The sequence below is a fragment of the Microbacterium schleiferi genome, assembly GCF_038150145.1.
GTDB classification, from domain to species: Bacteria; Actinomycetota; Actinomycetes; order Actinomycetales; family Microbacteriaceae; genus Microbacterium; species Microbacterium schleiferi_B.
Genome location: NZ_JBBWSA010000009.1, coordinates 44,588 through 70,536, shown reverse-complemented (window position 1 = coordinate 70,536; position 25,949 = coordinate 44,588). Strand labels below are relative to the sequence as shown.

24 protein-coding genes are annotated in these 25,949 nt (G+C 67.2%); 18 read left to right on the top strand and 6 right to left on the bottom strand.

Annotation, left to right across the window (positions count from 1 at the left end; translation table 11 throughout):
* Window position 1 precedes the first annotated feature (1 nt).
* The gene (locus AADH62_RS11415; protein ID WP_341579577.1) at window positions 2-481 is read right to left on the bottom strand and encodes a hypothetical protein; all 480 of its coding nucleotides are present in this window, start codon (window positions 479-481) and stop codon (window positions 2-4) included.
* 104 nt (window positions 482-585) lie between these two features.
* Here AADH62_RS11415 and AADH62_RS11410 point away from each other — a divergent pair, with 104 nt between their 5' ends.
* The 4 genes from AADH62_RS11410 to AADH62_RS11395 are packed head-to-tail and all read left to right on the top strand — an operon-like array spanning window position 586 to window position 3,813.
* Window positions 586-1,365, top strand: coding sequence for a glycosyltransferase family 2 protein (locus AADH62_RS11410; protein ID WP_228178564.1), 780 nt, complete (start codon window positions 586-588; stop codon window positions 1,363-1,365).
* Window positions 1,366-1,376: 11 nt separating this feature from the next.
* The gene (locus tag AADH62_RS11405) at window positions 1,377-1,862 is read left to right on the top strand and encodes a prepilin peptidase (protein WP_228178565.1); all 486 of its coding nucleotides are present in this window, start codon (window positions 1,377-1,379) and stop codon (window positions 1,860-1,862) included.
* Window positions 1,863-1,904: 42 nt separating this feature from the next.
* Window positions 1,905-3,164 (top strand): YihY/virulence factor BrkB family protein, encoded by a 1,260-nt coding sequence (locus AADH62_RS11400; protein ID WP_341579576.1) that lies wholly within the window; start codon window positions 1,905-1,907, stop codon window positions 3,162-3,164.
* 16 nt (window positions 3,165-3,180) lie between these two features.
* Window positions 3,181-3,813 carry a CYTH domain-containing protein gene (locus AADH62_RS11395; protein WP_341579575.1) on the top strand — a complete coding sequence of 211 codons (633 nt, stop codon included), beginning with the start codon at window positions 3,181-3,183 and terminating at the stop codon, window positions 3,811-3,813.
* Between the two features lie 15 nt (window positions 3,814-3,828).
* Here the strand turns inward: AADH62_RS11395 and lpdA are convergent, their stop codons facing one another.
* Entirely contained in the window at window positions 3,829-5,229 is a 1,401-nt protein-coding gene (gene lpdA / locus AADH62_RS11390) for a dihydrolipoyl dehydrogenase (RefSeq protein WP_341579574.1), read from the bottom strand.
* Window positions 5,230-5,351: 122 nt separating this feature from the next.
* On the opposite strand from lpdA, the gene AADH62_RS11385 reads away from it, so the two are divergent.
* From AADH62_RS11385 to AADH62_RS11375, 3 genes are all read left to right on the top strand, one after another.
* Entirely contained in the window at window positions 5,352-5,861 is a 510-nt protein-coding gene (locus tag AADH62_RS11385) for an FHA domain-containing protein (protein ID WP_425355678.1), read from the top strand.
* Window positions 5,861-6,553, top strand: a complete 693-nt coding sequence (locus AADH62_RS11380; RefSeq protein WP_341579573.1) for a MerR family transcriptional regulator — start codon at window positions 5,861-5,863, stop codon at window positions 6,551-6,553. Before AADH62_RS11385 ends, AADH62_RS11380 begins: the two co-directional genes overlap by 1 nt.
* Window positions 6,554-6,646: 93 nt before the next feature.
* Window positions 6,647-7,192: a MerR family transcriptional regulator gene (locus AADH62_RS11375; RefSeq protein WP_228178570.1), complete on the top strand. Its 546-nt coding sequence runs from the start codon at window positions 6,647-6,649 to the stop codon at window positions 7,190-7,192.
* A 190-nt stretch (window positions 7,193-7,382) separates the two neighbouring features.
* On the opposite strand, the gene AADH62_RS11370 is transcribed toward AADH62_RS11375, so the two are convergent.
* Window positions 7,383-8,192: a ParA family protein gene (locus AADH62_RS11370; protein ID WP_228178571.1), complete on the bottom strand. Its 810-nt coding sequence runs from the start codon at window positions 8,190-8,192 to the stop codon at window positions 7,383-7,385.
* A 71-nt stretch (window positions 8,193-8,263) separates the two neighbouring features.
* On the opposite strand from AADH62_RS11370, the gene AADH62_RS11365 reads away from it, so the two are divergent.
* From AADH62_RS11365 to AADH62_RS11355, 3 genes are read left to right on the top strand one after another with little or no spacing between them, the layout of a single operon-like run.
* The gene (locus AADH62_RS11365) at window positions 8,264-11,671 is read left to right on the top strand and encodes a pyruvate carboxylase (protein WP_341579572.1); all 3,408 of its coding nucleotides are present in this window, start codon (window positions 8,264-8,266) and stop codon (window positions 11,669-11,671) included.
* Window positions 11,672-11,716: 45 nt separating this feature from the next.
* On the top strand, window positions 11,717-13,207 hold the full coding sequence (locus tag AADH62_RS11360) for a MinD/ParA family ATP-binding protein (protein WP_228178573.1): 1,491 nt from the start codon (window positions 11,717-11,719) through the stop codon (window positions 13,205-13,207).
* Window positions 13,208-13,214: 7 nt separating this feature from the next.
* Window positions 13,215-13,706, top strand: coding sequence for a peptide deformylase (locus AADH62_RS11355; protein ID WP_228178574.1), 492 nt, complete (start codon window positions 13,215-13,217; stop codon window positions 13,704-13,706).
* A gap of 19 nt (window positions 13,707-13,725) precedes the next feature.
* Here the strand turns inward: AADH62_RS11355 and AADH62_RS11350 are convergent, their stop codons facing one another.
* Window positions 13,726-15,552, bottom strand: a complete 1,827-nt coding sequence (locus tag AADH62_RS11350) for an AMP-dependent synthetase/ligase (RefSeq protein WP_341579571.1) — start codon at window positions 15,550-15,552, stop codon at window positions 13,726-13,728.
* 196 nt (window positions 15,553-15,748) lie between these two features.
* Here AADH62_RS11350 and AADH62_RS11345 point away from each other — a divergent pair, with 196 nt between their 5' ends.
* Together AADH62_RS11345 and AADH62_RS11340 are read left to right on the top strand one after the other, a co-directional pair.
* Entirely contained in the window at window positions 15,749-16,462 is a 714-nt protein-coding gene (locus AADH62_RS11345; protein ID WP_292800755.1) for a lysophospholipid acyltransferase family protein, read from the top strand.
* Between the two features lie 4 nt (window positions 16,463-16,466).
* Window positions 16,467-17,804 (top strand): class II 3-deoxy-7-phosphoheptulonate synthase, encoded by a 1,338-nt coding sequence (locus AADH62_RS11340; protein WP_228178576.1) that lies wholly within the window; start codon window positions 16,467-16,469, stop codon window positions 17,802-17,804.
* Between the two features lie 12 nt (window positions 17,805-17,816).
* On the opposite strand, the gene pknB is transcribed toward AADH62_RS11340, so the two are convergent.
* Window positions 17,817-19,784, bottom strand: a complete 1,968-nt coding sequence (gene pknB / locus AADH62_RS11335; protein ID WP_341579570.1) for a Stk1 family PASTA domain-containing Ser/Thr kinase — start codon at window positions 19,782-19,784, stop codon at window positions 17,817-17,819.
* A gap of 117 nt (window positions 19,785-19,901) precedes the next feature.
* Between pknB and AADH62_RS11330 the strand changes: the two genes are divergently transcribed.
* Window positions 19,902-20,258, top strand: coding sequence for an Rv2175c family DNA-binding protein (locus AADH62_RS11330; protein ID WP_292708059.1), 357 nt, complete (start codon window positions 19,902-19,904; stop codon window positions 20,256-20,258).
* Between the two features lie 22 nt (window positions 20,259-20,280).
* On the opposite strand, the gene AADH62_RS11325 is transcribed toward AADH62_RS11330, so the two are convergent.
* The gene (locus AADH62_RS11325; protein WP_341579569.1) at window positions 20,281-21,375 is read right to left on the bottom strand and encodes a polyprenyl synthetase family protein; all 1,095 of its coding nucleotides are present in this window, start codon (window positions 21,373-21,375) and stop codon (window positions 20,281-20,283) included.
* Between the two features lie 66 nt (window positions 21,376-21,441).
* Between AADH62_RS11325 and AADH62_RS11320 the strand changes: the two genes are divergently transcribed.
* From AADH62_RS11320 to AADH62_RS11300, 5 genes are all read left to right on the top strand, one after another.
* A complete protein-coding gene (locus AADH62_RS11320) occupies window positions 21,442-21,807 on the top strand; it encodes a DUF3040 domain-containing protein (protein ID WP_341579568.1) in 366 nt (121 codons plus the stop codon).
* Window positions 21,808-22,090: 283 nt separating this feature from the next.
* Window positions 22,091-22,522 carry a division/cell wall cluster transcriptional repressor MraZ gene (gene mraZ / locus AADH62_RS11315; RefSeq protein ID WP_292708068.1) on the top strand — a complete coding sequence of 144 codons (432 nt, stop codon included), beginning with the start codon at window positions 22,091-22,093 and terminating at the stop codon, window positions 22,520-22,522.
* Between the two features lie 99 nt (window positions 22,523-22,621).
* Window positions 22,622-23,575, top strand: coding sequence for a 16S rRNA (cytosine(1402)-N(4))-methyltransferase RsmH (rsmH, locus tag AADH62_RS11310; protein ID WP_341579620.1), 954 nt, complete (start codon window positions 22,622-22,624; stop codon window positions 23,573-23,575).
* Window positions 23,572-24,159, top strand: a complete 588-nt coding sequence (locus tag AADH62_RS11305) for a hypothetical protein (RefSeq protein WP_341579567.1) — start codon at window positions 23,572-23,574, stop codon at window positions 24,157-24,159. The genes rsmH and AADH62_RS11305 overlap by 4 nt, the downstream gene beginning before the upstream one ends.
* 44 nt (window positions 24,160-24,203) lie before the next feature.
* Window positions 24,204-25,940: a penicillin-binding protein 2 gene (locus AADH62_RS11300; RefSeq protein WP_341579566.1), complete on the top strand. Its 1,737-nt coding sequence runs from the start codon at window positions 24,204-24,206 to the stop codon at window positions 25,938-25,940.
* The last annotated feature ends 9 nt before the right edge of the window (window positions 25,941-25,949 follow it).

Here is a 25,949-nt window from a genome sequence, read left to right as displayed (position 1 = left end):
CTCAGCAACAATCGGCGCTACCAGTACACTCCCGGGCGAGCTCGTCGTGCTGGGCGATCACCGGAACCGCCGCGTGGGTCATCGAGACGGGACACGCGTGGCCGGGTTCTACCTGCGCATAGAGCATGAACGCGGCGGCGCGCACGACGGATGCCCCGGGCCCGGGCTCTCGGAACGCCCCGGTGTGGGCGCCGTCGGCCAATGCCGCGCCGATGATGCGGTGGTAGGCCGGGTCGTACTCGACCTCATCGAGCTGGCGGCCATAGCGGTCGTGCGTCTGCAGCACCGGCTCGACCCGGTTGGCGCGCACCGCATCGCGTTGGAAGGCGGAAGAGCCGACGCGATGCCCGATGTGGTGCAGCCGCGCCGCGGCACCTGGCCCGCTGTAGGTCTCGACGCCCTCGCGCAGGGCGATGTTCGCCTCGTACTCATCCAGCCCCGTGCGTGCGGGCGCCTGGTTCGCGACCTCGTGTGTTTTCATCCGACTCCCTCGTCCGTGGCTCCACGGTAAGCCCGCACGTGCCACGGGCGGTTCCCGGATGCGGCGCTCCCGGCATCCGCGAACCGCGCCGATAGGGTGAGGGGGTGACATCGGCGCTGCGCATCTCGGTCGTCATCCCGTGTCGCAACGACGCCGAGTTCCTGCGCAAATGCCTGCTCGCCCTGCAGAAGCAAGAGCGTCCCGCTGACCGCATCATCGTGGTCGACAACGGCAGCACCGACGAGTCGGCGGCAGTCGCGCGCGAGGCCGGTGTCGAGCTGATCGACGAGCCGCTCGTGGGGATCTGGCCCGCCGCCGCACGCGGATACGACGCTGCGCTACCCACCAGCGACATCATTGCAAGACTGGATGCCGATTCCCGGCCCCATCCGGATTGGCTGGCGCGCATTGAGTCAGCCTTCAACAGCGACGCCGCGCTCGGGGTGCTCACCGGCGGCGCCGAGTTCTACGGCGCCGGCAGAGTCATCAGCTATCTCGGCGAGCACTGGTACATCGGTGGGGGGAGGGTCTGGGTGAACCTGTGGCTCGGCATCCCGCTGGTGTTCGGGTCGAACTTCGCGATGCGTGCTGCCATCTGGGAGCGGGCCCGCACGGTGGTGCACCGCGAGAACCCCCGCATCCACGACGACCTCGACCTCACCATCCACCTGCGCGAGAGCGACGGGGTGCGCTGGGATCGGTCGCTCACAATGCCGGTCTCGGCACGCCCCCTGACCTCGGTCCGAGGTCTCGCGCGCAGGGTCGGGCGGGTCGTTCCGACCTTCGCCGCCAGCTGGCCCGCGGGTGCTCCCTGGCGGCGCCGGCACGACAGCTATCCACAGGAAGGCCAGGATGGCGAGGACCGAGGGGTCGCCGTCACCTAGGCTCAGTCGCCATGCCGACGATCTCGACCGCCCTCACGGTCGTAGCCTTCGTCACGTTCGCGGTCATCGGAGCGATCCTCGCAATCATCGACATCCGCACTCACCGTCTTCCCAACCGCCTCGTCGCGACGGTCGGCGTCACGGGTGTCGTGCTCCTGGTTGCGGCAGCACTGACCGGCAGTCGAATGGATGCGCTGATCCGGGCTCTGCTGGCGGCGCTGGTTCTTTTCGTCGCGTACCTCGTGCTGCGGATGCTGTCGGCCGGCGGTGTCGGCGGCGGCGACGTCAAGCTCGCAGCGGTCATCGGACTGCACCTCGGGTGGCTGGGATGGGGGAGCGTGCTCGTGGGGACACTGGCCGGATTCGTGCTCGGCGGTGTCTTCGCCGCCGGGATGCTGCTCGTTCGCCGCGCCGACCGCCGGAGCGCGATCCCGTTCGGTCCATGGATGCTGGCCGGCGCATGGGTCGCGATCGTGCTGACCGTGTCAAGGCCCTGAGCGTCTCGGCCCCCCGCAGAGCTTCCCGGTTAGCCTGGAACCATGCCGGCCGCCCTGAAGACCTTCGTTGCCGTCGTGATCAGATGGGCGCTCTCGCTGCGCATCGTTCGCGCGTTGCTGCTCTACACCGAGAAGCGCGGACCGGTCCTTGCCGACAGCGTCACCTACCGTGCGCTGTTCTCGGTCTTTGCGGCGGTCCTGCTCGGGTTCTCGGCCGCAGCACTCTGGCTCGCGGGCAACCCCGAAGCGTGGAACGCGCTCGTCAGTGCCGTGAACTCCGTGATTCCCGGGCTGATCGGGGGCGAGAACGCGGTCATCCGGGAAGAAGACCTGCGATCGGGCCTTGATCAGTTCCAGTCGGGTCTGTCGATCGCGGCGATCGCTGCGGTCATCGGACTTCTGTTCGCTGCCATCGGTGCCGTCGGAACGCTTCGCTCAGCGCTCCACCTGATCGGTGGCACCGTCATGGACGACGGGTTCTTCCTGTGGGTGATCCTCCGTAACTTCGCGATGGCCGTCGGAGTCGCGATAGCGATCGTCGCGACCGCCGCCATCACCTACTTCGGAACCGCCGGCGTCTCTCTCGCCCTGGACTGGATAGGCATCGACGGCGACACCGTGATCGCGGAGGTGCTGACCCGCACGGTCGGTATCGTCACGGTATTCGTGCTGGATGCCGCGCTCATCGCGGCGATCTTCCTGGTGCTCGGCGGGATCCGTCCTCCCGCGCGGGCCCTGTGGGGCGGCGCGCTCCTCGGCGCAGTGGGCTTGACGGTGCTGCAACAGTTGTCGGGACTGTTCGTGCGGGGCGCCCAGGCCAACCCGCTCCTCGGTACTTTCGCCACCCTCATCGCGTTGCTGCTGTGGATCAACTTCTCGGCGCAGGTCATCCTCATCTCCTGCACCTACATCGTGGTCGCCTCCGAGGAGGCGCACGGTGTGGTCTCCTCGGCCCCTCCGATGACCTTCGCCCAGCGCCGACTGCGCCGGGCACAGGCATCCGCGCGCGATGCGACAGCCGAGCTCCTTGAAGCACGCGCCGCCGCGATCGCCGAAGGGGACGAGATCGGGGCTTATGCTCGGGGGATGGCCATTGCACGACTCCACGGAGGCCCGCTCGACGGGCAAGTCCTGCCCCTGGAAGCCCCGGATGCAGACACGATGATCGTTCCCTACGGCGAGGGCCAGGTCATCTACGAACGACGTGGTGCCCTCGAGCACACGGGCGATCACGACGGACCGACCGAGGGTGAGTTCTACTTCGTCGAGTCCACCGACGAGATCGCCCCGTCTGACGACTGAGCCGACCACGCCATCGATGGAGCCCTCGCAGTCCCTCGAGGTTGAAATCACCTTCGACGTGGACCCAGAAACCGAGGTCCCCGATTGGACCCAGGTTCCACTGGTCGTCACTGTCGCCGAGCCGGAAGTGCGTGAACTCGACGCCGTCTACTACGACACCGCAGAGTACGTCCTCGGCAGAGCCGGCTACGCGCTTCGGCGCCGAGAGGGTGGGCCCGATGCGGGCTGGCATCTGAAAGGGCCCCGCCAGGGCTCCGGCCGGATGGAGACCGGCTGGCCGCTCGACATCGGTGGCGACACGGCATCCGTGACCGGCGTCCCGCCCGAGATCGCCGCGCATATCGGGGATCTGACGACGGACCCGCTGGTCGTGATCGCCCGCATCCGCAACACGCGCACCGCGTACGCGCTCCGGGATGCCGAGGGCGGCATCCTCGCCGAGATGGTCGATGACCGCGTGCGCACGCGCGACGAGCAGCGGGGGATGGAGCAGGCGTGGCGCGAGTGGGAGATCGAACTCGGGCCGGCAGCTCCCGAGGATGCGGATGCCCGTGCCGCGTTCTTCGACGCGGTCACCGTCGCCGCATACGCCGAGGGCGCGCGCGAGGCCTCGAGTGACTCGAAGCTCGCACGCGCCCTGGGCGTGTGAGGCCTGACCCGCGGGTCAGATGTTGATCATGTGGCCGGCAAGGCCGTGGAAGGCCTCCTGCACGGCCTCCGACAGCGTCGGGTGCGTGTGGACGTTCCGCGCCGCCTCGAGAGCGGTGAGGTCCCACTTCTGAGCCAAGGTGAGCTCGGGCAGAAGTTCCGAGACATCCGGGCCGATCAAGTGGGCGCCGAGCAGCTCGAGGTGCTCGCCGTCGGCGATGACCTTCACGAAGCCGACAGCTTCGCCCAGGCCGTTCGCCTTGCCGTTGGCGCTGAAGGGGAACTTCGCGACCTTCACGTCGTAGCCGGCATCCCGCGCCTGCGCTTCGGTGAGGCCGAAGCTCGCGACCTGCGGCGAGCAGAAGGTGGCGCGCGGCATCATGCGGTAGTCACCGAGCGGCATGGTCTCGGCCTTGCCGATCGTCTCGGCGGCGACAACGCCCTGGGCCTCAGCGACGTGAGCCAGCTGCAGCTTGGCAGTCACGTCACCGATCGCATAGATGTGCGGCACGCTGGTGCGCATGTAGTCGTCGATGTCGATCGCGCCGCGCTCGGTGAGCTTCACGCCGGTCTTCTCGAGCCCGAAGCCCTCGACCCGCGGTGCGAATCCGATCGACATGAGTACCTTGTCGGCGTCGATCGAGCCCTGTGCGCCGTCGTTGTTGCCGGTGTAGGCGACGGTGACCCGGTCACCGTGGTCGGTGACGCTCTCGACCTTGGTCGAGGTGAGGATCTCGATGCCGTACTTCTTGTACTGGCGCGCGATCTCCTTCGAGACCTCGACATCCTCGTTGGGAAGTGCGCGGTCGAGGAACTCGATGATCGTCACCTTGACGCCGTAGTTCGACAGCACGTACGCGAACTCCATGCCGATGGCGCCAGCCCCGACGATCACGATCGAGGTCGGTAGCTCACGAGTCAGGATCTGCTCTTCGTAAGTCACGACGTTCTCGCTCAGGCTCACGCCCGGGAGCAGGCGCACCGTGGAACCGGTAGCGATGATCGCGTTGTCGAAGGTGACGGTCTCGGTGCCGCCCTCTGAGGTCTTGACCTCGATCGTGTGGTCGTCAATGAACGAGCCACGGCCGTCGTACTCCGTGATCTTGTTCTTCTTCATCAGGTAGTGGATGCCCTTGACGTGGCCTGACGCCACCTCACGGCTGCGGTCCCAGGCGACACCGAAGTCGAAGTGCACGTCGCCGGAAATGCCGAACAGATCGGCCTTCGCGTGGAACGTGTGGGCGAGGTCGGCGTTGCGTAGCAGCGCCTTCGAAGGGATGCATCCCACGTTCAGGCACACCCCACCCCAGTACTTCTCTTCGATGACCGCTGTGGACAGGCCCAGCTGAGCGCTGCGAACGGCCGCGACATAGCCGCCGGGGCCGGCACCAAGGATGACGACGTCGTAGTGAGGCATGATCCCAGCCTATCCCTCGGAACCACCCCGATGGCGCCGCCGTCGGCGGGTGAGAGTGAGGGCGATCCACTCGACATCCGCCCACCAAATCCGACTATCCTGGGGAGCCTGAGGAGGCACCCGTGGAACACAATGCGCCCGCTGAACCCGACGAGATCCGTCGTGCCTCCGGAGACCCCGGAGCCGCGGTTCCGGGTGGTCGAGGGACGGATACGACGGCTTCATTCGGACACGATTCCGACCTGTCTTTCGTGCCGTTCGGCAGTGAACTGACCGAGATCGAGCTCGAGGCTATCGACGCGCTCCCCTCGGGGTCGGCGCTCATGATCGTCCGATCGGGCCCCACCGCCGGTGCCCGCTACCTGCTGGATGCCGACGTGACGACGATCGGCCGCCACCCCGAGGCGGATATCTTCTTCGATGACGTAACGGTCTCGCGACGTCACGCCGAGATCACCCGCTCCGGTACGACCTTTGAGCTGGTCGATCAGCGCTCGCTCAACGGCACGTACGTCAACGGCGAGCGCGTGGATCGTGCTGTCTTGACGAACGGCTCGGAAGCGCGCGTGGGCAAGTTCCGGTTGAACTTCTTCGTCTCTCCGGCCGACCTCCAGCCCCCGGCGGATCAGTGATGGCGGGTGTTCCCGCCCGCGATCGCGCCTCGTCCCCGGGGCTTCTGAGCATCGGTCAAGTCCTCGCGCGCCTTTCTCCCGAGTTTCCCGGGCTGAGCTCGAGCAAGCTGCGTTTCCTTGAGGTGCAGGGAATCGTCACCCCGACCCGGACCGAGTCGGGGTACCGCAAGTTCGCGCCAGCGGATGTCGAGCGGCTGCGGCTCGCGCTCACGCTGCAGCGTGATCACTATCTGCCACTGCACGTCATCCGGGGGTACCTCGATGATGTGGATGCCGGTCGTGACCCGGTCACCCCCATCCCGGCGCCGCCGACCTCAATCGTTGCTGCGCCGCGGCGTTACCGGCGCGACGAGTTGCTCTCTGCCGCCGGGGCAGCGCCACAACTCCTCAATGACGCGATCAGCACCGGCATCATCACCGCCGCGGAGCACTACACCGAGCAGACGGTGGCTCTGCTTCGGTGCCTGGTGGCCCTCGATCGTCATGGCATCGAGCCGCGTCACATCCGTACGCTTCGCCAGAGCGCCGAGCGTGACGCAGCCCTCGTCGAATCTGCGGTTGCGCCCCTCGCGCGCCGAACCGATGCGACATCGCGGGGCAGAGCCGAGGAACTCGCGCCAGAACTCGCGCGTCGCCTGGAGGAAGTACGCTCGATTTTCCTGCGCTCAGCCCTCGAGCGATTCCTCTCATAGTGCGACACGCCGAGACGCAACGGCCCGATGTCGTTGCCCGAGCCTCTCGGCTGATCTAGCGTTGACATGTCCGATCGAACTGGGGAGGTTGCCATGACGGCACGCGAGGCGGAATCGACGCCCAGCCTGACGGCAGACCTCTTGTTCACCGACGGCCTTCCCGCCCTCGACGACGAAGTGGGCTACCGGGGAGCTGTCGCTGCACGAGCTGCGGGCATCACGTACCGGCAGCTGGACTACTGGGCTCGCACCGAACTCGTCGAACCGACAGTGCGCGGTGCATCCGGTTCCGGGTCGCAGCGTCTCTACGGCTTCCGCGACATCCTCGTGCTCAAGCTCGTCAAGCGCCTCCTCGACACCGGCATCTCGCTGCAACAGATCCGAACCGCCGTCGAGCAGCTGCGCGCCGCCGGCATCCGTGATCTTGCCGGAACCACGCTCATGAGCGATGGCGCTTCGGTGTATCTGTGCACCTCGAACGATGAGGTCATCGACCTTGTCAGCCGCGGTCAGGGTGTGTTCGGCATTGCCGTCGGCAAGGTCTGGCGTGAGGTCGAGTCGACGCTCGTCGAGTTCGACCCGCAGGCACCGGATGCCGTCGACGAGCTCGCCGCACGGCGCGCCGCACGCTCAGCCTGAGCAACGATCCCAGCCGCCCTCGGGGCGCCTTCTCGACGCCTCAGCCGCTGTATCCGCTCTGCCATTCGCGAAACTGCAGCGTGCCCGCGAGACTGCGCGGTTCGGACGCGCTCTCGCGGGCACGCCGCAGTCTCGCTGAGAGCAGAGGCCGAAAAACGCGGATTCGCGCGAGCGTGGGGCTGTCGCGTGATCAGGAGGCGGCGGCGTCGGGGGAGGGAATCCGCCCGGTGCGCATGACGCGATCCAGGATCGCGTCGAAATCGGCAGCCAACTCCTGCGCCGAGTCGCCCGGCCAGATATGGAGGGGCTTTGCCGCGCCCTGAGCCTGCTGCAGCGAGGTCCGTTCGGGAAGCTGGGGCGAAAGCACGAGCGGGCCGAACATCTCGCGCAGTTCCTTGATGCGGAACTGATGCTCGATCGACTGCGGGCGTACCCGGTTCACCACGATGCCCAGCGGCTGAAGACGGGGGGAGAGACCGCGGCGGATCTCTTCGATCGCACGCAGCGCCCGGTCGGCTGCGGCAACGGAGAACAGACCCGGTTCGGTGATGACGATCACGCGGTCGCTTGCCGCCCACGCGGTGCGCGTGAGCGCGTTCAGGGAGGGTGCGCAGTCGATGAGGACGAGGTCGTAGTCGGCCTCGATGGTCGCGAGTGCTTCCTCGAGCTTCCACACGTCGCGCACACTCGGATGCGGGCCGTCGAAGTTGATCGCCGAGGGCGACCCGATCATGACGTCGATCGTGCCGGGGTGGACTTTCGCCCAGCCGCTGGCGGTGATCGCCTGACGGACGACCTTCTCTTTGGGGTTGGCGAGAACGTCGGCGACGTTGAGCTTGCCGGCTACCTGGATGTCCATGCCTGTGGAGACATCTGACTGCGGGTCGAGATCCACCACGAGGGTGCGGACACCGCGGGCGAAGGCGGCGGAGGCAAGCCCCAGCGTGACAGTGGTCTTGCCGACACCACCCTTGAGCGAGCTCACCGACAGTACGTGCACGAGGCTCTACGTTACCGTCCCCTAGGCTGGGTGCACACTCAGGCAGGCCCCGTCACCAACAGCGAGGTGTGATGTTCCGCAAGATCCTGGTAGCAAACCGCGGCGAGATTGCGATCCGAGCCTTCCGAGCGGCCTTCGAACTCGGGGCCCGCACCGTGGCTGTCTATCCCTACGAGGATCGCTACTCGTTGCACCGGCTGAAGGCCGACGAGGCCTACCAGATCGGCGAGCCGGGGCATCCGGTGCGCGCCTACCTGGATGTCGACGAGATCATCCGCGTCGCCCGAGAGAGCGGCGCCGACGCCATCTACCCGGGCTACGGCTTCCTCTCCGAGAACCCGGAACTGGCCGAGAAAGCTGCAGCAGCCGGCATCACCTTCATCGGGCCCCCCGCCGCGGTCCTCGAGATGGCTGGCAACAAGGTCACGGCCAAGCAGCACGCCGTGGGTGCCGGGGTGCCGGTGCTGCGGTCGACGGATGCTTCGGACGATGTCGACGCGCTCGTGGCGCAGTCTGCCGAGATCGGCTTCCCCATCTTCGTCAAGGCGGTCGCCGGCGGTGGCGGGCGCGGCATGCGCCGGGTCGAGACCGCGGATGAGCTGCCGCCGGCTCTTGCCGAGGCGATGCGCGAGGCGGGCAGCGCGTTCGGTGACCCGCGAGTGTTCCTCGAGCAGGCAGTGCAGCGCCCGCGGCACGTCGAGGTGCAGATCCTCGCCGACAGCGCCGGCCACACCGTTCACCTGTTCGAGCGTGACTGCTCGGTGCAGCGTCGCCACCAGAAGGTGATCGAGATCGCGCCGGCGCCGAACCTCGACCCGACGGTTCGCGATGACCTGCACCGCTACGCCGTGGCATTTGCCGAGTCGATCGGCTACGAGAACGCGGGCACCGTCGAATTCCTCCTCGAAACCGCGGGCCCCCGCACCGGCGAGGTCGTGTTCATCGAGATGAACCCCCGCATCCAGGTCGAGCACACCGTCACCGAAGAGGTCACGGATGTCGACCTCGTCCAGTCGCAGATGCTGATCGCCGCGGGTGCGAGCCTCGAGGAGCTGGGACTTCAGCAGGAGAACATCCGACTTCGAGGTGCCGCACTGCAGTGCCGCATCACGACCGAAGATCCCACTCAGGGGTTCCGTCCCGACACCGGCAAGATCACGACCTACCGGTCGCCGGGCGGTGCCGGCATCCGGCTCGATGGGGGCACGACCGCGGCAGGATCCCAGATCAGCCCGCACTTCGACTCGATGCTCGCAAAACTCACCTGCCGCGGGCGCGACTTCGGCGCCGCCGTGCTGCGGGCCAGGCGTGCGCTTGCCGAGTTCCGCATCCGCGGGGTCTCGACCAACATCCCATTCCTGCAGGCTGTGCTCGAAGACCCGGCTTTCCTCGTCGGCGACCTGTCGACGGCGTTCATCGACGAGCGGCCCGAGCTGCTGCGCGGGCGGGAGTCCAAGGACCGCGGCTCGAAGATGCTGAACTGGTTGGTCGACGTCACCGTCAACCGCCCCAACGGCGACAACCCGCTGACGGTCACCCCCGCTCTCAAGCTTCCCGCCGCCGATCTGACCCAGGAGCCGCCCGCGGGCTCGCGCCAGCGTCTGCTCCAGCTTGGCCCGGCAGGATTCGCCCGCGCGCTCCGTGAACAGACTCCGCTCGCCGTCACCGAGACGACCTTCCGCGACGCGCACCAGTCGTTGCTTGCCACGCGCGTGCGCACGAAGGATCTGGTCGCTGTAGCGCCCTACGTCGCTCGGCTCACGCCCGAGCTGCTCTCGGTCGAGGCGTGGGGCGGGGCCACCTACGACGTGGCGCTGCGCTTCCTCGGTGAAGACCCGTGGGAGCGGCTGGACCGCCTTCGGGAGGCCCTGCCGAACGTCGCGATCCAGATGCTGCTGCGCGGGCGCAACACGGTGGGATACACGCCGTACCCGACGGAGGTCACCGACGCGTTCGTCGCCGAGGCCGCAGCCAGTGGCGTCGACATCTTCCGCATCTTCGACGCGCTCAACGACGTCTCCCAGATGCGTCCCGCGATCGACAGCGTGCTGGCCACCGGCACCGCCGTCGCGGAGGTCGCCATGTGCTACACCGGCGACCTGCTCAGCCCCGGCGAGGACCTCTACACCCTCGACTACTACCTGCGGCTTGCCGATCAGATCGTCGCCTCCGGCGCGCACATCCTCGCGATCAAAGACATGGCAGGGCTGTTGCGGCCCGCGGCGGCATCCCGGCTCGTCGCGGCGCTGCGCGACCGCTTCGACCTGCCCGTGCACGTCCACACCCACGACACCGCCGGTGGGCAGCTGGCGACGCTGCTGGCGGCATCCGCGGCCGGTGCCGACGCCGTCGATGTCGCTGCCGCACCGATGGCCGGCACCACGAGCCAGCCCTCGCTCTCCGCGCTCGTGGCGGCCCTTGCCAACACCGACCGGGACACCGGAATCGACCTGGAGGCGGCATCCGACCTGGAACCGTACTGGGAGGCGGTGCGTCACCTGTACCGCCCCTTCGAGTCCGGTCTTCCCGGCCCCACCGGCCGGGTCTACCGGCATGAGATCCCGGGCGGCCAGCTGTCGAACCTTCGCCAGCAGGCGATCGCCCTGGGACTTGCCGAGGACTTCGAGCTCATCGAGGACCTGTATGCGGCGGCCAACGACATCCTCGGGCGCGTCCCCAAGGTCACCCCGTCCTCGAAGGTCGTGGGAGACCTGGCGCTGCACCTGGCTGCGGTGAAGGCCGACCCCGCCGACTTCGCGGCAAACCCCGAGCGCTACGACATCCCGGACTCGGTAGTCGGCTTCATGGCCGGCGAACTCGGCGATCTGCCCGGTGGCTGGCCCGAACCCTTCCGCTCGAAGGTCCTGCAGGGGCGCGAGCATCACGTCGGCTCGGCACCGTTGCAGGCAGAGGATGCCGAGAAGCTCGCCGGGTCGTCCGTCGAGCGTCGCGCGACCCTCAACCGGCTGCTGTTCCCGGCGCCGACCAAAGAGTTCGAGCGTGTCCGGGACACGTTCGGCGATGTCAGCGTGCTCGACACCGTCGACTATCTCTATGGACTCGAACACGGCGCCGAACACGTCGTCGAGATCGAGCGCGGTGTACAGCTGTTCGTCGGGCTCGAAGCGATCGGCGAGGCCGATGAGAAGGGCATGCGGACCGTCATGACTACGCTCAACGGTCAGCTGCGCCCCGTCTTCGTGAGAGACCGCAGCATCTCTGTCGAGGTGCGCCAGGCCGAGAAGGCCGACACCTCGAAGCCCGGCCAGGTGGCTGCACCGTTCGCGGGCGTCGTCACACTGAAGACCGCCGAAGGCGATCGGGTTTCCGCGGGTCAGCCGGTTGCCTCGATCGAGGCGATGAAGATGGAAGCCGCCATCACGTCGCCGGTCGACGGTGTCGTCGAACGGCTCGTGATCGGGTCCCCGCAGCAGGTCGACGCCGGAGATCTTTTGCTCGTCGTGCGACCCGCCGGATAGCCTGAGGGGCGGCGCATCGCGCCACAACGACGGCAGGGAGAGCACGTGGCAGATCGATCGGACCCGGAACGAGCCGAGACCGAAGAGCACGGCATCCTCGACGAGGAGCGCGTGGACACCTCTGGGATCTTCCTCGGCGGGTCGACGGCGCAGGTCGACGTGACCCTTCCGGTGCCCGCCGATGACGACGACTCGATCGACGAGGACTTCGACGAAACTTCCGGTCCGGCGCACATCGCGGCCGACTACGGCATGCCCCTGCACACCGACACGGCAGAAGCCGAGATCATCGATGACGTCGACGAGACCCCGGTGGACGCAGAGCACGCGACCCACGTCTACGACACGCACGCAAACGACACGCACGCATACGACACGCATGCAAACGACACCGATACCCACGACGCTGACATCGAGGATGCCGTGGAAGAGGCCCGGGAGGATGCCGTGGCAGACCGCGAAGACGAGCCCACAGCGCCCGCCGAGCGCGTCGCTGTTCCCGTGGCGCAGCCGGTCCGTGCCGTCGAGCCCTCACCGGTGGCCTTCGATGTGACGCTCGCCTCGAAGCGACTGGGTGAGCTCGAGGTCAGCCGGGAGGGTGCCGACGTGCTCACCGCCGACCGCCTGCTCGATCCGCATCACGTCGCGAAGGTGGAGCCCGAGGGTTTCTGGCAAAGTGCGCTGTACCGGGCATCCGGCACTCTGATCAACCTCGGCGACAGCAAGAAGGCGCGTGAGCGCAAGGAGCTGAGCCGGCGCATTGCGGCGCCGCTTCCCGGGGGAGCACGCTTCGTGCCGGTTCTCAGCCGCAAGGGCGGTGTCGGCAAGACCACCGTCACGACGCTGCTCGGGATGGCGCTGGCCGACGCCCGCGATGACCGCGTCGTCGCTGTCGACGCGAACCCCGACCGTGGCACGCTCGCCGAGCGGATCGCCCGCACCAGCGGCAAGACGATCCGCGATCTCGTGCGGATCAAAGACGAGGTCGTCGGCTACAACGACCTCTCGACGATCGTCGCCCGCGACGAGACGCGACTTGATGTGCTCGCCTCGGATGCCGACCCGCGTGTCTCCGAGGCCTTCGGCGATGATGACTACCGCGCCGCTGCCGAGGTCGCGGCGCACTACTACTCGGTGGTCCTCACCGACACGGGAACCGGCATCGTGCACTCCGTGATGTCGGCAACCCTGGAACGTGCCGACTCACTGGTCGTGGTCGCAGGCCTCAGCATCGACGAAGCACGCCTGGCATCCGAGACCTTGACGTGGCTCGAGACCAACGGATACGGCGATCGGGTTCGAAACGCCGTCGTCGTTCTCAACACGACGCGTCCTGGCTCACCGTTGGTTCGCGCAGACGAGGTCGAGGCTCACTTCCGCACGCGCGTCCGCTCGGTCATTCGGATGCCGTACGACTCCCACATCGCCTCGGGTGCGGCGATCGGCTTCCACGAGATCCACCCCGCGACCCGGGAAGCTGCCCGCCAGCTGGCAGCAGCGGTCGTCGAGTCGCTGCGCGTTCCGGCGACGGTCTGAGGCTCGAATGGCAGTTCGTCCCATCCGTGTGTTCGGTGACCCTGTCCTGAAGTCCCCGAGCGCTCCGATCGAGCAGATCGACGAGGGCACGAAGGCCCTGGTCGCCGACCTGCTCGACACCGTCGCCCTGCCGGGGCGCGCGGGAGTGGCAGCCCCCCAGATCGGGGTCGGCGTTCGCGCGTTCAGCTACAACGTGGACGGCGAGATCGGGTATGTCCTCAACCCCGTGCTCGTCTCGGTGTCGGGGGAGCCCGAGCTCGTGGGTGAAGGATGCCTGTCGGTGCCGGGCCTGTGGCATGACACCCTGCGCTATCCCCACGCTGTTGTGCACGGCATCGATCTCGACGGCAACCCCGTCGTGCTTGAGGGGGAAGGGCTCATGGCGCAGGCGCTTCAGCACGAGACCGATCACCTCGACGGGACTCTTTACCTGGACCGGCTGGACCCCGCGCGTCGCAAGCAAGCGATGCGCGAGGTCCGCGAGTCCGACTGGTTCTGATCCGCTCAGGCGGCGTCGGTTACGACAGCGACAGGTTCGACGTCGAGACCGGTACCGAGTAGAGCTCTTCGATGTGGTCGCCGAAGTCCGCCATGATCACGTTGCGCTTGATGCTCATCTTGGGGGTGAGGTGGCCGCTCGCCTCAGTCCATTCGGTCGGCAGGATCACGAACTTGCGGATCGACTCGGCGCGAGAGACGGACGCGTTGGCCCCGTCGATGGCCTTCTGCACTTCGGCGCGGACTGCGTCGTGGGATGCGGCATCGTCGAGGGACATGTCACCGGGCAGACCGTTGTTGGCCAGCCACGTCGGCAGCATCTCGGGGTCCAGAGTGACCAGGGCCGAGATGAACGGCTTCTGGTCGCCGACGACAACGACCTGTCCGACGATGGGGTTGGCGCGGATCGGGTCTTCGAGCGCGGCGGGTGCGACGTTCTTGCCGCCAGCTGTGACGATGATCTCCTTCTTCCGGCCGGTGATCCGGAGGAACCCGTCCTTGTCGAAGGCGCCGATGTCCCCCGTCTTGAACCACTCGCCATCGAAGGCGGCGGCTGTCGCCTCGGGGTTGCGCCAGTACTCCTTGAAGACGACGATGCCGCGAACCTCGATCTCGCCATCCTCCGCGATGCGTACGCCGACGCCGGGAAGCACAGGGCCGACAGTCCCGATCCGGGACTTGCCCGGGAGGTTGACGGTCGCGGGCGCGGTCGTCTCGGTCAGGCCGTACCCCTCGAGGATGTCGACGCCGAGGCCGTGGAAGAAGTGGCCGAGGCGCTCACCCAGCGGCGCGGATCCCGACACGGCGTACTCGACGCGCCCGCCCATCGCCTCGCGGAGCTTCGAATACACGAGCTTGTCGAACAGGCGGAACTTCACGCCCATCATGAACGGGACCTTGCGTCCCTCCTGCACGTACTTCGAGTGCTCGATCGCGGTGTGCGCGGCCGCGCGGAAGATCTTGCCCTTTCCGCCGGCCTCCGCCTTCTGCTCCGCCGAGTTGTAGACCTTCTCGAACACCCGGGGAACGGCCAGGAGGTAGCTCGGCTTGAAGGATCCGAGCGCGGGGAGAAGCTGCTTGGTGTCGGGCTGGTGCCCGGTCTTCACGCCCGCGTGGACGTTGAGGATCGAGATGAACCGCGCGAACACGTGGGCTGTCGTGATGAACAGGAGCATCGATGCGCCCGGCTTGGCCACGACCTCGTTCAGTGCCTCCGCGGAATTGCGGGAGAGCTCGACGAAGTTGCTGTGCGTCAGGACGCAGCCCTTCGGGCGACCGGTCGACCCCGACGTGTAGATGAGCGTTGCGATGTCGGCGCCCACGGCGAGGGAGCGACGCCGTTCGATCTCGTCATCCGTGACGGCGGCGCCCTTCTCGACGAGCGCGTCGAGGTCGCCCTTGTGCATCGCCCACGTCGAGCGGACGTTCGGGAGCTCGGCGAGCACTTCCTGCACCCGGTCCTCATGATCGGCCGACTCGCAGATGCAGGCCACCGCTCCCGAATCGGAGAGGTTCCACGCGATCTGGGTGGGGGAGCTGGTCTCGTAGATCGGGACCATGACGGCGCCGGCGAAGAAGATCGCGAAGTCGACGAGCGTCCACTCGTAGGTCGTTCGCGCGATGAAACCCACCTTGTCGCCCGGCTCGATGCCGGCTGCGACGAGACCCTTGGCCAGCGCCACCACCTGGTTCAGGAAGTCGGATGCGGTGATGTCTCGCCAGCCGGTGCCCTCGGGCACGGCGAAGAGCGCGAGTTGCGGCGTCTTCTTCACCCGCTCCACGAGCAGATCGGTGATGTTGGCCTGCGGATCGGGGGCCACGACCGCGGGTGTCTCGAACTGGACCACGGCAACTCCTTCGGTACCGGTGAAAAGCGGATCGGTTGACGGCCAATCCTACCGGATGAGACTCGATCCCAGTCGGGATGACACCACGTTCCAGCTCCGATCGTGTTGCCAGCAGTGGAGGGCGAGCGGGCTGAGAGCGATGTCCGTCGTGACTAGACTTCAGAAGCGCCGGTGACGCGGAAGGAGCGTGCGAGCGGTGTTCTACTGGCTCATGAAGTACGTGGTCATCGGCCCCATCGTCAAGGCGATCTTCCGCCCCTGGATCGTTGGTCGCCGCAACATCCCCAAGACCGGGGCCGCGATCCTCGCAAGCAACCACCTGTCGTTCGCGGACTCGATCTTCCTTCCCCTGATGATCGACCGGCCCGTGACGTTCCTCGCCAAGAGCGACTACTTCACCGGCAAGGGCATCAAGGGCTGGGCGACCCGGGTCTTCTTCAAGGCGACGGGGCAGCTGCCGATCGACCGCTCCGGCGGAAAGGCATCCGAGGCATCCCTCAACACGGGGCTTCAGGTTCTCGGCCGGGGAGACCTTCTCGGGATCTACCCGGAGGGCACCCGCAGCCCCGACGGACAGCTCTATCGCGGACGCACGGGCATCGCCCGGATGGCGCTCGAGGCGCGCGTGCCGGTCGTGCCGTGCGTCATGGTCGACACCGACACGATGATGCCGATCGGCCAGCGGGTTCCGAACGTCGTGCGCGTCGGCGTCGTCATCGGCGAACCCCTCGATTTCTCCCGCTTCCACGGGATGGAGGGGGACCGCTACATCCTCCGCTCCATCACCGACGAGATCATGGTCGCGTTGCAGCGGCTGGGGGAACAGAAGTACGACGACGTGTATGCGTCGACGGTCAAGAACCGGGCCGCCCCGCCGCGCTCTGAGGCAGTTCCCGCCCCGATAGACTGAGCGAATGCTCCTCAAGACCGACCCGCTCGACCACTGGCGCACGCTCCCGATCAAGCAGCAGCCGTCGTGGTATGCGCCGGAGGCCGCCGCCGAGGTATCGGCTGAGCTCGCGACACTCCCGCCGCTCGTCTTCGCCGGCGAGGTCGACATCCTTCGCGAGAAGCTCGGGCGCGCCGCCGCCGGGCAGGCGTTCCTGCTGCAGGGCGGAGACTGCGCCGAGACCTTCGCGGGTGCGACTGCCGAGCAGATCCGCAACCGCATCAAGACCGTGCTGCAGATGGCAGTCGTCTTGACCTACGGCGCCTCGATGCCTGTCGTCAAGATGGGACGCATGGCCGGGCAGTTCGCCAAGCCCCGCTCGTCGGACACCGAAACCCGCGGAGACGTCACCCTTCCCGCGTACCGCGGCGACATCGTCAACGGCTACGACTTCACCGAAGCTTCGCGGCGAGCGGACCCGGCACGGATGCTGAAGGCGTACCACACTGCAGCATCGACGCTGAACCTCATCCGTGCGTTCACGCAGGGTGGGTTCGCCGACCTGCGTGAGGTGCACAGCTGGAACAAGGGCTTCGCGCAGAACCCCGCGAACCAGCGCTACGAGCGCCTGGCGACCGAGATCGACCGCGCCATCAAGTTCATGGAAGCCGCGGGCGCCGACTTCGACGAACTGCGACGCGTCGAGTTCTACACCGGGCACGAGGGCCTGCTCATGGACTACGAGCGCCCGATGACCCGGATCGACTCCCGCACCGGAACGCCGTACAACACGTCGAGCCACTTCCTGTGGATCGGGGAGCGCACCCGCGAACTCGACGGTGCGCACGTCGACTACTTCTCGCGCATCCGCAACCCCATTGGGGTCAAGCTCGGCCCGACCACGACTCCCGAGACCGCGCTGGCCCTCATCGACAAGTTGGATCCGGAGCGCGAGCCGGGCCGTCTGACCTTCATCACCCGCATGGGTGCCGGCAAGATCCGCGACGCGCTGCCTCCGCTGCTCGAAGCCATCAAGGACTCGGGCGCGACCCCGCTGTGGGTCACCGACCCTATGCATGGCAACGGCATCACGTCGCAGACGGGCTACAAGACCCGTCGCTTCGACGATGTGGTCGACGAGGTGCGCGGGTTCTTCGAAGCCCACCGGGCCGTCGGTACGCACCCGGGCGGCATCCACGTCGAACTGACTGGAGATGACGTCACCGAGTGCCTCGGTGGATCCGAGATGATCGACGAAGCGGGTCTGGCAACGCGCTACGAGTCGCTGTGCGACCCGCGACTGAACCACATGCAGTCGCTGGAGCTCGCCTTCCTCGTCGCCGAGGAGCTCGAGAAGCGCTGAGCGCCGGGCGGGTCAGTCGTTCCCGCCGCCATTGCCCCCGCCGTTACCGCCACCGATCCCGATATCGGTGATGGTGATGACGGTGCCGGGCACGTGGAAGGTTCCCGCCTTCGGGTCGATCTCATTGACGCGGAACACGTCCCAGAGGCTGCCCTCCGGCAGCGCCGTCTCGGCCTGGAACCCGGCATCCTCGAGCACGGTGACCGCGTCGCGCACCGACAGACCGATGACCGCGGGCACCTCTACCGGCTGAACACCCTTGGACACGACAAGGGTCACCGTGTCACCCGGGCGCCATTGTCCGCCATCCTGGCGCTCGGCGATGCCGATGACCTCACCGGCGGCGACGTCGTTGTCGTACTGCGCGATGTTCTCGCCCGACACACTCAGACCCGCGGATTCGAGCGTTTGGGTAGCGGCTTCCACCGACATACCCCGGACGTCGGGCACGGGACCGAGCGAGACAGTCAGCGTGACTGTCTCGCCCTCGAACGCCGTGCACCCGTCCGTGCAGTTCACCGGATCGCTCTGCAGGCGCGGCGTGAGAGAGACCGCGACGACGGTGCCGGCTGGGGCATCGGAGAAGAGCTCGGCGTCGGGTTCCGTGACGATGAGCTGATAACCGGTGAGTGTCGCGCGCGCATCGGCCGCTGACTGCCCTGCCACCGAGGGGATGTCGTGCTGAGCCGGGCCCAGCGACACGAAGATCCGAACCGTCGACTCCTTGTCGACGCGGTCGCCCGCCGGGGGATCGGTACGGATGACGACACCCTGTTCGACCTCGAGACTGTTCTCACCCGCCTGCTCCGGAACGAGGTTCTGGGCCTCGACGGCCGCAGCTGCGCCCTCGTAGTCGAGTCCCGCGACGGCGGGGACGGAGACCTGGGAGCCGGGGCCCGAGCCGAACCACCACCCGACTCCGGCGGCCAGGGCCGCGAGGAGGATCACGACGGTGACGATCCAGGCGGTGCGCGCGCCCTGGCGGTTCGCCGAGCGCCGCAGGCGCGCCGCATTGTCGACCTCGGAATGCACAGCAGTCGCGCCGGTGGTGGCCGGAAGGACCTTCGTCAGCTCGGTTGGATCCTCGCGGTCGATCATCCCGGAGGTCGCCGCCGTGACGACCTGCGGTGAGATGCCGAGGTTTCGCTCGATCTCCCGCAGCCGCTGCAGCATCTCCATCGCGTCAGCGGGTCGATCGTCGGGCTTCTTCTCGGTCGACCACAGCACGAGTTCATCGAGCTGCTCAGGAACGCCGGGGTTCTTGACGCTCGGGCGGGGGACCGAGTCGGTCGCGTGCTGGAACGCAATCTGCATCGGCTGTTCACCGCGATAGGGCTGCTCACCGGTCAGCATCTCGTAGAGCATGATCCCGAGGCTGTAGATGTCACTGCGGGCATCCGCGGTTCCCCGGGTTACCAGTTCGGGGGCAAGGTATGCGATCGTGCCCATCAACTGAGCGCCGGTCGCGGTGTTCGCGGTCGTCGCGCGCGCCAGGCCGAAGTCACCGATCTTGATGCGGCCGTCCTCGGCCAGCAGCACGTTCTCGGGCTTGACGTCGCGATGGATGATGCCGGCACGGTGGGCTGCGGCAAGACCGGAGAGTACGGCATCCATGATCGAAATCGTCTGCGGCACCGTCAGCCGCTTCTCTTCGCGAAGCAGCTCGCGCAGGGTGATGCCGGGGAGGTACTCCATCACGAGATACGCGATCTCGCCATCGCTGCCCTGATCGAACACGTTCACGACGTGCGGGTCTGCGAGCCGTGCGGCGGCCCGGGCTTCCTGGATGAACCGGCTCTGGAAGACGGTGTCATCGCTCAGGTGCCCGTGCATGACCTTGAGCGCGACGCGGCGCTCGAGGCGCAAGTCGGTCGCGACATAGACGGTAGCCATGCCGCCACGAGCGATCCGGGCGCGCACCCGGTATCGGCCGTCGACGAGACGGCCGATCAGCGGATCGGTTTGCGCGCTGGTGCTCACGCACCGAGTCTACGGAGCCCGAGCCGCCCGGCCTGGGAGCGGCTCACAGAAGCGGGTGAGCAGTATCGGGCGCCGATCGATCGGCGCAGCGGTCGGGACGCGGCTCGTGGTGAGATCATGGCTGTCGTGACCACCCCATCTCCTGCAATCGAAACCGCCTGGCTCACGATGCCCGACCTCGTCGAGGTTCTCGGCGAACCGCTCGGCCGCGTTCGTCGGCTTCTGGACGAGTCGCAACTGATCGGATCCAAGCGCCACGGCGCCTTCGCGGTGCCCGCCGTGTTCATCATGGACGGCCATCCGCTGCCGTCGCTGCGCGGCACGATCATCGTGCTCCACGACGCCGGGTTCAGCGACGACGAAGCGATCGACTGGATGCTCGCGCCCGAGGAATCGATCGGCGTGGCACCCATCGAGGCGCTGCGGGCAGGGCGCAAGAGCGAGGTTCGGCGGGTGGCCCAGACGCTCGCCTAAGAGTGAGATCTGCGGTTCGCGCTCAGGTCGTGCGCACCGTCGCTGCGCGGGCAAGTCCTCGCAGCTCGCTCACGGAGCGGTTGCCCAGCGGTGCACCTGACAGTGCGCGTTCGGCCATACGGGTGTAGTCGAGGATGAGGTTCTCGACCCGCGCCAGCGCTCCGGTCTCCCGGATCGTCTGCTGCATCGCCGCGATCTGGTCGGGTTCGAGAGCCGGATCGCCGAGCATCTCATCGAACAGACGGCGCGATCCCGAGGGGAGCCCTTCGCGCGTGTAAGCGACCAGCACCGTGCGCTTACCCTCGCGAAGATCGTCGCCGGTGGGTTTGCCTGTCGACTCGGCGTCACCGAAGACACCCAGGACGTCATCGCGCAGCTGAAAGGCCATTCCGACCGGGTGCCCGAACGCGATAAGGGCGGACTGCTGCGCTGCATCAGCTCCGGCGATCGCCGCACCGATGACCAGGGGCTGCTGGATGCTGTACCTCGCCGACTTCAGCGATGCCACCCGCAGCGCGCGCTCGGCGTGGCGATCGTCGGCATCCGTCACGTACGCAGACTCCTCTGCGACGTCCAAGAACTGCCCGATCGTCACTTCGCGACGCATCAGTGCGAACTCCCGGCGACCGGCGGCCGCGGCTGTCGGGGCTGCCAGAGCAAGGCCCTCCTCGAGGAGGTCATCGCTCCACGCGACCAGAAGATCGCCGAGCAGGAGCGCGCCCGACCGGCCGAAGCGAGCGGAATCGCCGACCCAGCCGCGCTCGCGGTGGGCGGCTTCGAGGGCGCGGTGGGATGCCGGACGGCCACGTCGCGTGTCGGAGTTGTCGACGATGTCGTCGTGCACGAGGGCAGCTGCGTGGAAAACCTCCAGTGCCGCCGCCACGGCCAGCACGTCTTCGGCCGGTTCCAGTTCGGCGCCAGAGTGCTCTCTGACCGCGCGCCATCCGGCAAAGCAGAACCGCGCGCGCAGCCGCTTTCCGCCCCGAACGGACTCGGCGGCAGCGCCGTGGAGGAGGATCGCCTCGTCGCCGAAGAGTTCGGCCTCGGCCTCCCGCGCTGCCAAGAACTCCTCGACTCGCTGAGAAACTGCCCCGACCGGATCACTACCTATTGACACGGGCCTAGCCTAGTAATCGACGGCGCGCGTAGAATCGTGCCACCGATCCAGCCCGAGGGGGATCTCATGCCACTCTCCGAACAGGAGCAGCGTCTGCTCGACGAGATGGAGCGCCATCTCATGCGCAACGACGCCGATGTCGTTTCGGCGTCCAGCGGCGGTGGTCTTTCTTATCGCAATGTCGTGTACGGCACGATCCTTGTCCTCGCGGGCATCGGTGCCCTCATTGTCGGTGTTGCAATGCAGCTGATCGTTGTCGGTGTTCTCGGGTTCCTCGCGATGATCGCCGGTGTCATCGTCGCCGTCACCCCCGCCAAGCGCGTGGGCCCAGAGCCAGAGCGCGCTGACCGGCGCCCGGCCGCGACCCGCACGAGCGCCAGCTTCATGGACCGCATGAACGACCGCTGGGACCGCCGCCAGGAAGGCCGTTGATCAGCTGAGGCTCTGCCCTCCACTGCGCTCCACCGACTGACTCTCCACCTCTCCACCGCCCCCTGACGGGCCATCGAACGCCGACCTCCGGGTCGGCGTTTCGTCGTTAACCGCGCGGTTTCGGCATCCAGTGGATCCCGCCTTCCCGTCAGGATTTGTCGCGCCCGAGCGTGGAGAGACGCGCTAGGGGAGTGCTGTGGCAGGAATGTGGTGACAAAGTGGAGGGAAGTGGAGTAAAGTGGCGTGCAACCTGGAGGGGCCGGACGAAGGGGGGTGACGCGGGATGTTGCTAGGGACTCACACTCCGAAGCTCGACGACAAAGGACGCGTCATCTTGCCGTCCAAGTTCCGCGACGATCTCGGCGCCGGAATCGTCGTGACCCGCGGCCAGGAACGCTGTCTCTACGTCTTCTCGGCCGAAGAGTTCGAGCGCGTGCACGAACGCATCCGCGAAGCGCCCTTGACGAACAAGCAGGCGCGCGACTTTCTGCGCATGTTCCTCTCGGGCGCGAGCGCTGAGACCCCCGACAGTCAGAACCGCATCACCATCCCGCCTCCGCTGCGTGCCTACGCCGGTCTCGAGCGCGAGCTCGTCGTCACGGGTGTGGGAGCTCACGCCGAGATTTGGGATGCCCAGGCCTGGAACGACTACCTCGAAGGAAACGAAGCCGCCTACTCGGAAATGGAGCAGGAGGTGATCCCTGGCCTGTTCTGACCCTCGGTTGTGATGCCCATCTGCGGGGCCCTGACGCACTTCCCCGGCGCCAGGTCTTCAGCGGATGGGGATCAGAGCCCAGCGGTCCGGCCCGACACCATGGACCTGCGCGACATCCACACCCCCGTCCTGCTCGAGCGCTGCATCGAGTTGCTCGCTCCCGCGCTCGGCGGCCAGAGCCCGGTCGTGATCGATGCCACCCTCGGCATGGGCGGCCACACCGAGGCGCTCCTGGAGCGCTTCCCCGCGCTCACGGTGATCGGGCTCGACCGCGACACCGACGCCCTGCGCATCGCCTCGGAGCGGCTCGCGCGGTTCGGTGACCGGCTGCGTCCGGTGCACACCGTGTACGACGGCATCGCCGGCGCGATCGACCGCTCCGGCTTCACCCGCGTTGACGGCATCCTGTTCGACCTCGGTGTCTCATCGCTGCAGCTGGATGTCGCTGACCGTGGATTCGCCTACGCCCAGGATGCGCCGCTGGACATGCGGATGGACCAGTCCGGGGGAGTGACAGCAGCAACCGTGCTCGCGACCTATGGCGAGGGCGATCTGCGCCGGATCTTCGAGCGCTACGGCGAAGAGAAGCTCGCCGGACGCTACGCCCGAGCCATCATCCATGCGCGGGGTGAGCAGCCCATCGAGCGGTCGGGTCAGCTCGTCGACATCCTGCAGGACGCGACTCCCGCGGCGCTGAAGAACGCAGGGCACCCCGCCAAGCGCGTGTTCCAGGCGCTGCGCATCGAGGTGAACGGGGAGCTTGCGGCGCTCGAGACGGCACTGCCCGCCGCGCTTGCGGCGTTGGCGGTCGGCGGGCGCCTTGTCGTCATGTCGTACCAGTCCCTCGAGGACCGCCTCGTCAAGCGCGTGCTCGCCCAGGCGGTGCGCTCGACCGCACCCGCAGGCTTGCCCGTGGAACTTCCCGAGCATGCCCCGCAGTTCCGCCTCATCGTCAAGGGCGCCGAGATGGCCTCGGATGACGAGAAGCTTCGTAACCCCCGTGCCACCCCTGTGCGCCTGCGTGCGGCCGAACGAGTGAAGGATGCCGCATGAGCGCGGATCTGCTGGCAGCTCTCGATGAGTTCGCCCCCAGCACGCTGCCGGCCGATACCCGTGCGCCGCGCCTTCGCCCCGTCGAGCAGGCCGCAGCTCGGCGCCGCCCGCGTCTTGCTTACGGCATCGTCGCGGTCCTCGGAGCTGCGGCGATCGTCGCAGCGCAGATGGTCGTGTCGATTCTGACCACGCAGGATACCTACGCGATCTCGACTCTGACGGCGCAGCAGCGACAGCTCACCTGGGACCGGCAGATCCTCTACGACGAGGTGGCAGGTCTCAGCTCGCCGCAGTACCTGGCGGCAAACGCATCGGCCCTCGGTATGGTCATCAGCGAAGCGCCCACGTTCCTCCGTCTGTCGGACGGCGCCCTGGTCGGAGCCTCGCAGGCCGCGGGCTGGCAGTCATCCATCGACGCCGTTGGAAGGGGAGCAGTGGCAAACGCCCTCATCACCCAGACGCCCCTGGTCACCGATCCCGCCGCGACCATCGAGGGGACTCCGGTCGAGGTCACGGATGAGACCGGTCAATCGGTCATCCCGCCCGCGCTCACCGACGGTCTACCGACCCCCACGACGCGATGACCGGACGAAGCACCCGCAGCCCTCGGCGTCGCACCGTCGTCGCCATGTTCGTCGTTCTGGCGGTCATCGGCGCGTTCGTCATCCGTCTCGTCGACATCCAGGTCGTCAACGCCAACGATCACATCGAGCAGTCCCTCGAGCTCGGGCTGTCGGGCTCGCAGGAGACCTACGGTACCCGCGGCACCATCGTCGACGAGAACGGTGCGACCCTCGCCGGCAGCATCGTGCTCTACGACGCACAGCTGGACCCGAAACTTGTCGGTCCGATCGACCGGACGATAGATGGCGAGGACGTCAAGGTTCCGTGGGAGACGATCTCGGCCGAGATCGCCGCCGTGACGGGCCAGACTGCGGAAGAGATCCAGGCAATCGTCGCCGCGGCACTCGCTGAGAATCCGGAGAGCCGGTACGCGATGCTCACGCGCGGTCTCACGACAGCGCAGTACCGGGAACTCGCGGACATGAAGATCCCGTACCTCGCGTTTGTGGCGCATCCTGCTCGCACGTACCCCGATGGCGCGGTCGCGGGTAACCTGGTCGGCTTCGTCGGGTCCGACGGCACGCCGCTGGCGGGCCTGGAGTACTCCGAGAACGCGTGCCTGGCCTCGACCAACGGCGAGATCCGCTACCAGCGCGGTGGTGACGGTGTCGTCATCCCGGGAACGATGACCGAGAAGCCCGCCGTCGACGGGGGGACGTTGCAGCTGACGATCAACCGAGACCTCAATTGGTACCTGCAGCAGTTGATTGCCGAGCAGACGCAGAACACGGGCGCCAAGGCTGGTTCGATTTTCGTCGTCGAGGTCAAGACGGGGGCGATCCGTGCGGCAGCCGAGTACCCGACCGTCGATCCGAACGCTCCGACCGCCGTCGACGAATCCGATCGCGCGAGCCGGATCTTCCGCAACACCTTCGAGCCGGGCTCGACCTTCAAGGCGCTCTCGGCGGCGATGCTCGTCGACTCGGGTACCGCGAACCCGTTCTCAGTGGTCCATGTGCCCTTCCGCCAGACCTTCGACAACGGTGCGAGCGTTCGCGACGATCTTCCACACCCGGACTACGACTACACGCTCAACGGTGTGCTCGTGAACTCGTCGAACGTCGGTATCTCGACGTTCGCCGGGATGATGAGCGACCAGGCTCGCTACGACTACCTCACGAAGTTCGGGATCGGTCAGGGGACGGATGTCGACTTCCTCGGGGAAGCGAACGGCCTCGTTCGCGACCCGAGCCAGTGGGACAACCAGACGAAGTACAACACCTCCTACGGTCAGGGCCTGACGACGACAGTGCCCGAGCTCGCGAACGCGTATCAGGCGATCGCGAACGGTGGACTGAAGCTGCCGCTGCGACTCGTCGAGTCCTGCACGGCCGCTGACGGCACGGTCACGACCCCCGACAACGGTGAGCCGACACAGGTGATCAGTCCCGAGGCGGCCCGCCAGGTCACCGACATGCTCGAGAACGTCGCTACGAAAGGTTCGGTCTCTGAGAAGGTCGGCATCGCCGGGTACCGGATCGCGCTGAAGACAGGTACGGCAGAGAAGGTCGATCCGGGCGCCGGCACCTACAAGGTCGGTTCGTACTTCACGACGATCGCGGGCTTTGCTCCTGCCGATGATCCCCAGTACGTCGTTGTGGTGACCCTCGATGAGCCGACCACGGTAAAGTCGTCAAGTGCCAACGCTCCGGCGTTCCGTGAGGCGATGACCCAGGTGCTCAAGACGTACCGGATCATGCCTTCGAACTCCGCCTCACCCGATCTTCCGACCTTCGGCTGATCCCGACGG

Coding starts and splice junctions, on each gene's coding strand:
- AADH62_RS11365 (WP_341579572.1), top strand. CDS start 8,264: ATGTTCCGCAAGATCCTGGTAGCAAACCGCGGCGAGATTGCGATCCGA.
- AADH62_RS11320 (WP_341579568.1), top strand. CDS start 21,442: ATGCCACTCTCCGAACAGGAGCAGCGTCTGCTCGACGAGATGGAGCGC.
- AADH62_RS11305 (WP_341579567.1), top strand. CDS start 23,572: ATGAGCGCGGATCTGCTGGCAGCTCTCGATGAGTTCGCCCCCAGCACG.
- AADH62_RS11355 (WP_228178574.1), top strand. CDS start 13,215: ATGGCAGTTCGTCCCATCCGTGTGTTCGGTGACCCTGTCCTGAAGTCC.
- AADH62_RS11400 (WP_341579576.1), top strand. CDS start 1,905: ATGCCGGCCGCCCTGAAGACCTTCGTTGCCGTCGTGATCAGATGGGCG.
- lpdA (WP_341579574.1), bottom strand. CDS start 5,229: ATGCCTCACTACGACGTCGTCATCCTTGGTGCCGGCCCCGGCGGCTAT.
- rsmH (WP_341579620.1), top strand. CDS start 22,622: ATGGACCTGCGCGACATCCACACCCCCGTCCTGCTCGAGCGCTGCATC.
- AADH62_RS11330 (WP_292708059.1), top strand. CDS start 19,902: ATGGCTGTCGTGACCACCCCATCTCCTGCAATCGAAACCGCCTGGCTC.
- AADH62_RS11405 (WP_228178565.1), top strand. CDS start 1,377: ATGCCGACGATCTCGACCGCCCTCACGGTCGTAGCCTTCGTCACGTTC.
- mraZ (WP_292708068.1), top strand. CDS start 22,091: ATGTTGCTAGGGACTCACACTCCGAAGCTCGACGACAAAGGACGCGTC.
- AADH62_RS11395 (WP_341579575.1), top strand. CDS start 3,181: ATGGAGCCCTCGCAGTCCCTCGAGGTTGAAATCACCTTCGACGTGGAC.
- AADH62_RS11375 (WP_228178570.1), top strand. CDS start 6,647: ATGACGGCACGCGAGGCGGAATCGACGCCCAGCCTGACGGCAGACCTC.
- AADH62_RS11415 (WP_341579577.1), bottom strand. CDS start 481: ATGAAAACACACGAGGTCGCGAACCAGGCGCCCGCACGCACGGGGCTG.
- AADH62_RS11380 (WP_341579573.1), top strand. CDS start 5,861: ATGGCGGGTGTTCCCGCCCGCGATCGCGCCTCGTCCCCGGGGCTTCTG.
- AADH62_RS11300 (WP_341579566.1), top strand. CDS start 24,204: ATGTTCGTCGTTCTGGCGGTCATCGGCGCGTTCGTCATCCGTCTCGTC.
- AADH62_RS11340 (WP_228178576.1), top strand. CDS start 16,467: ATGCTCCTCAAGACCGACCCGCTCGACCACTGGCGCACGCTCCCGATC.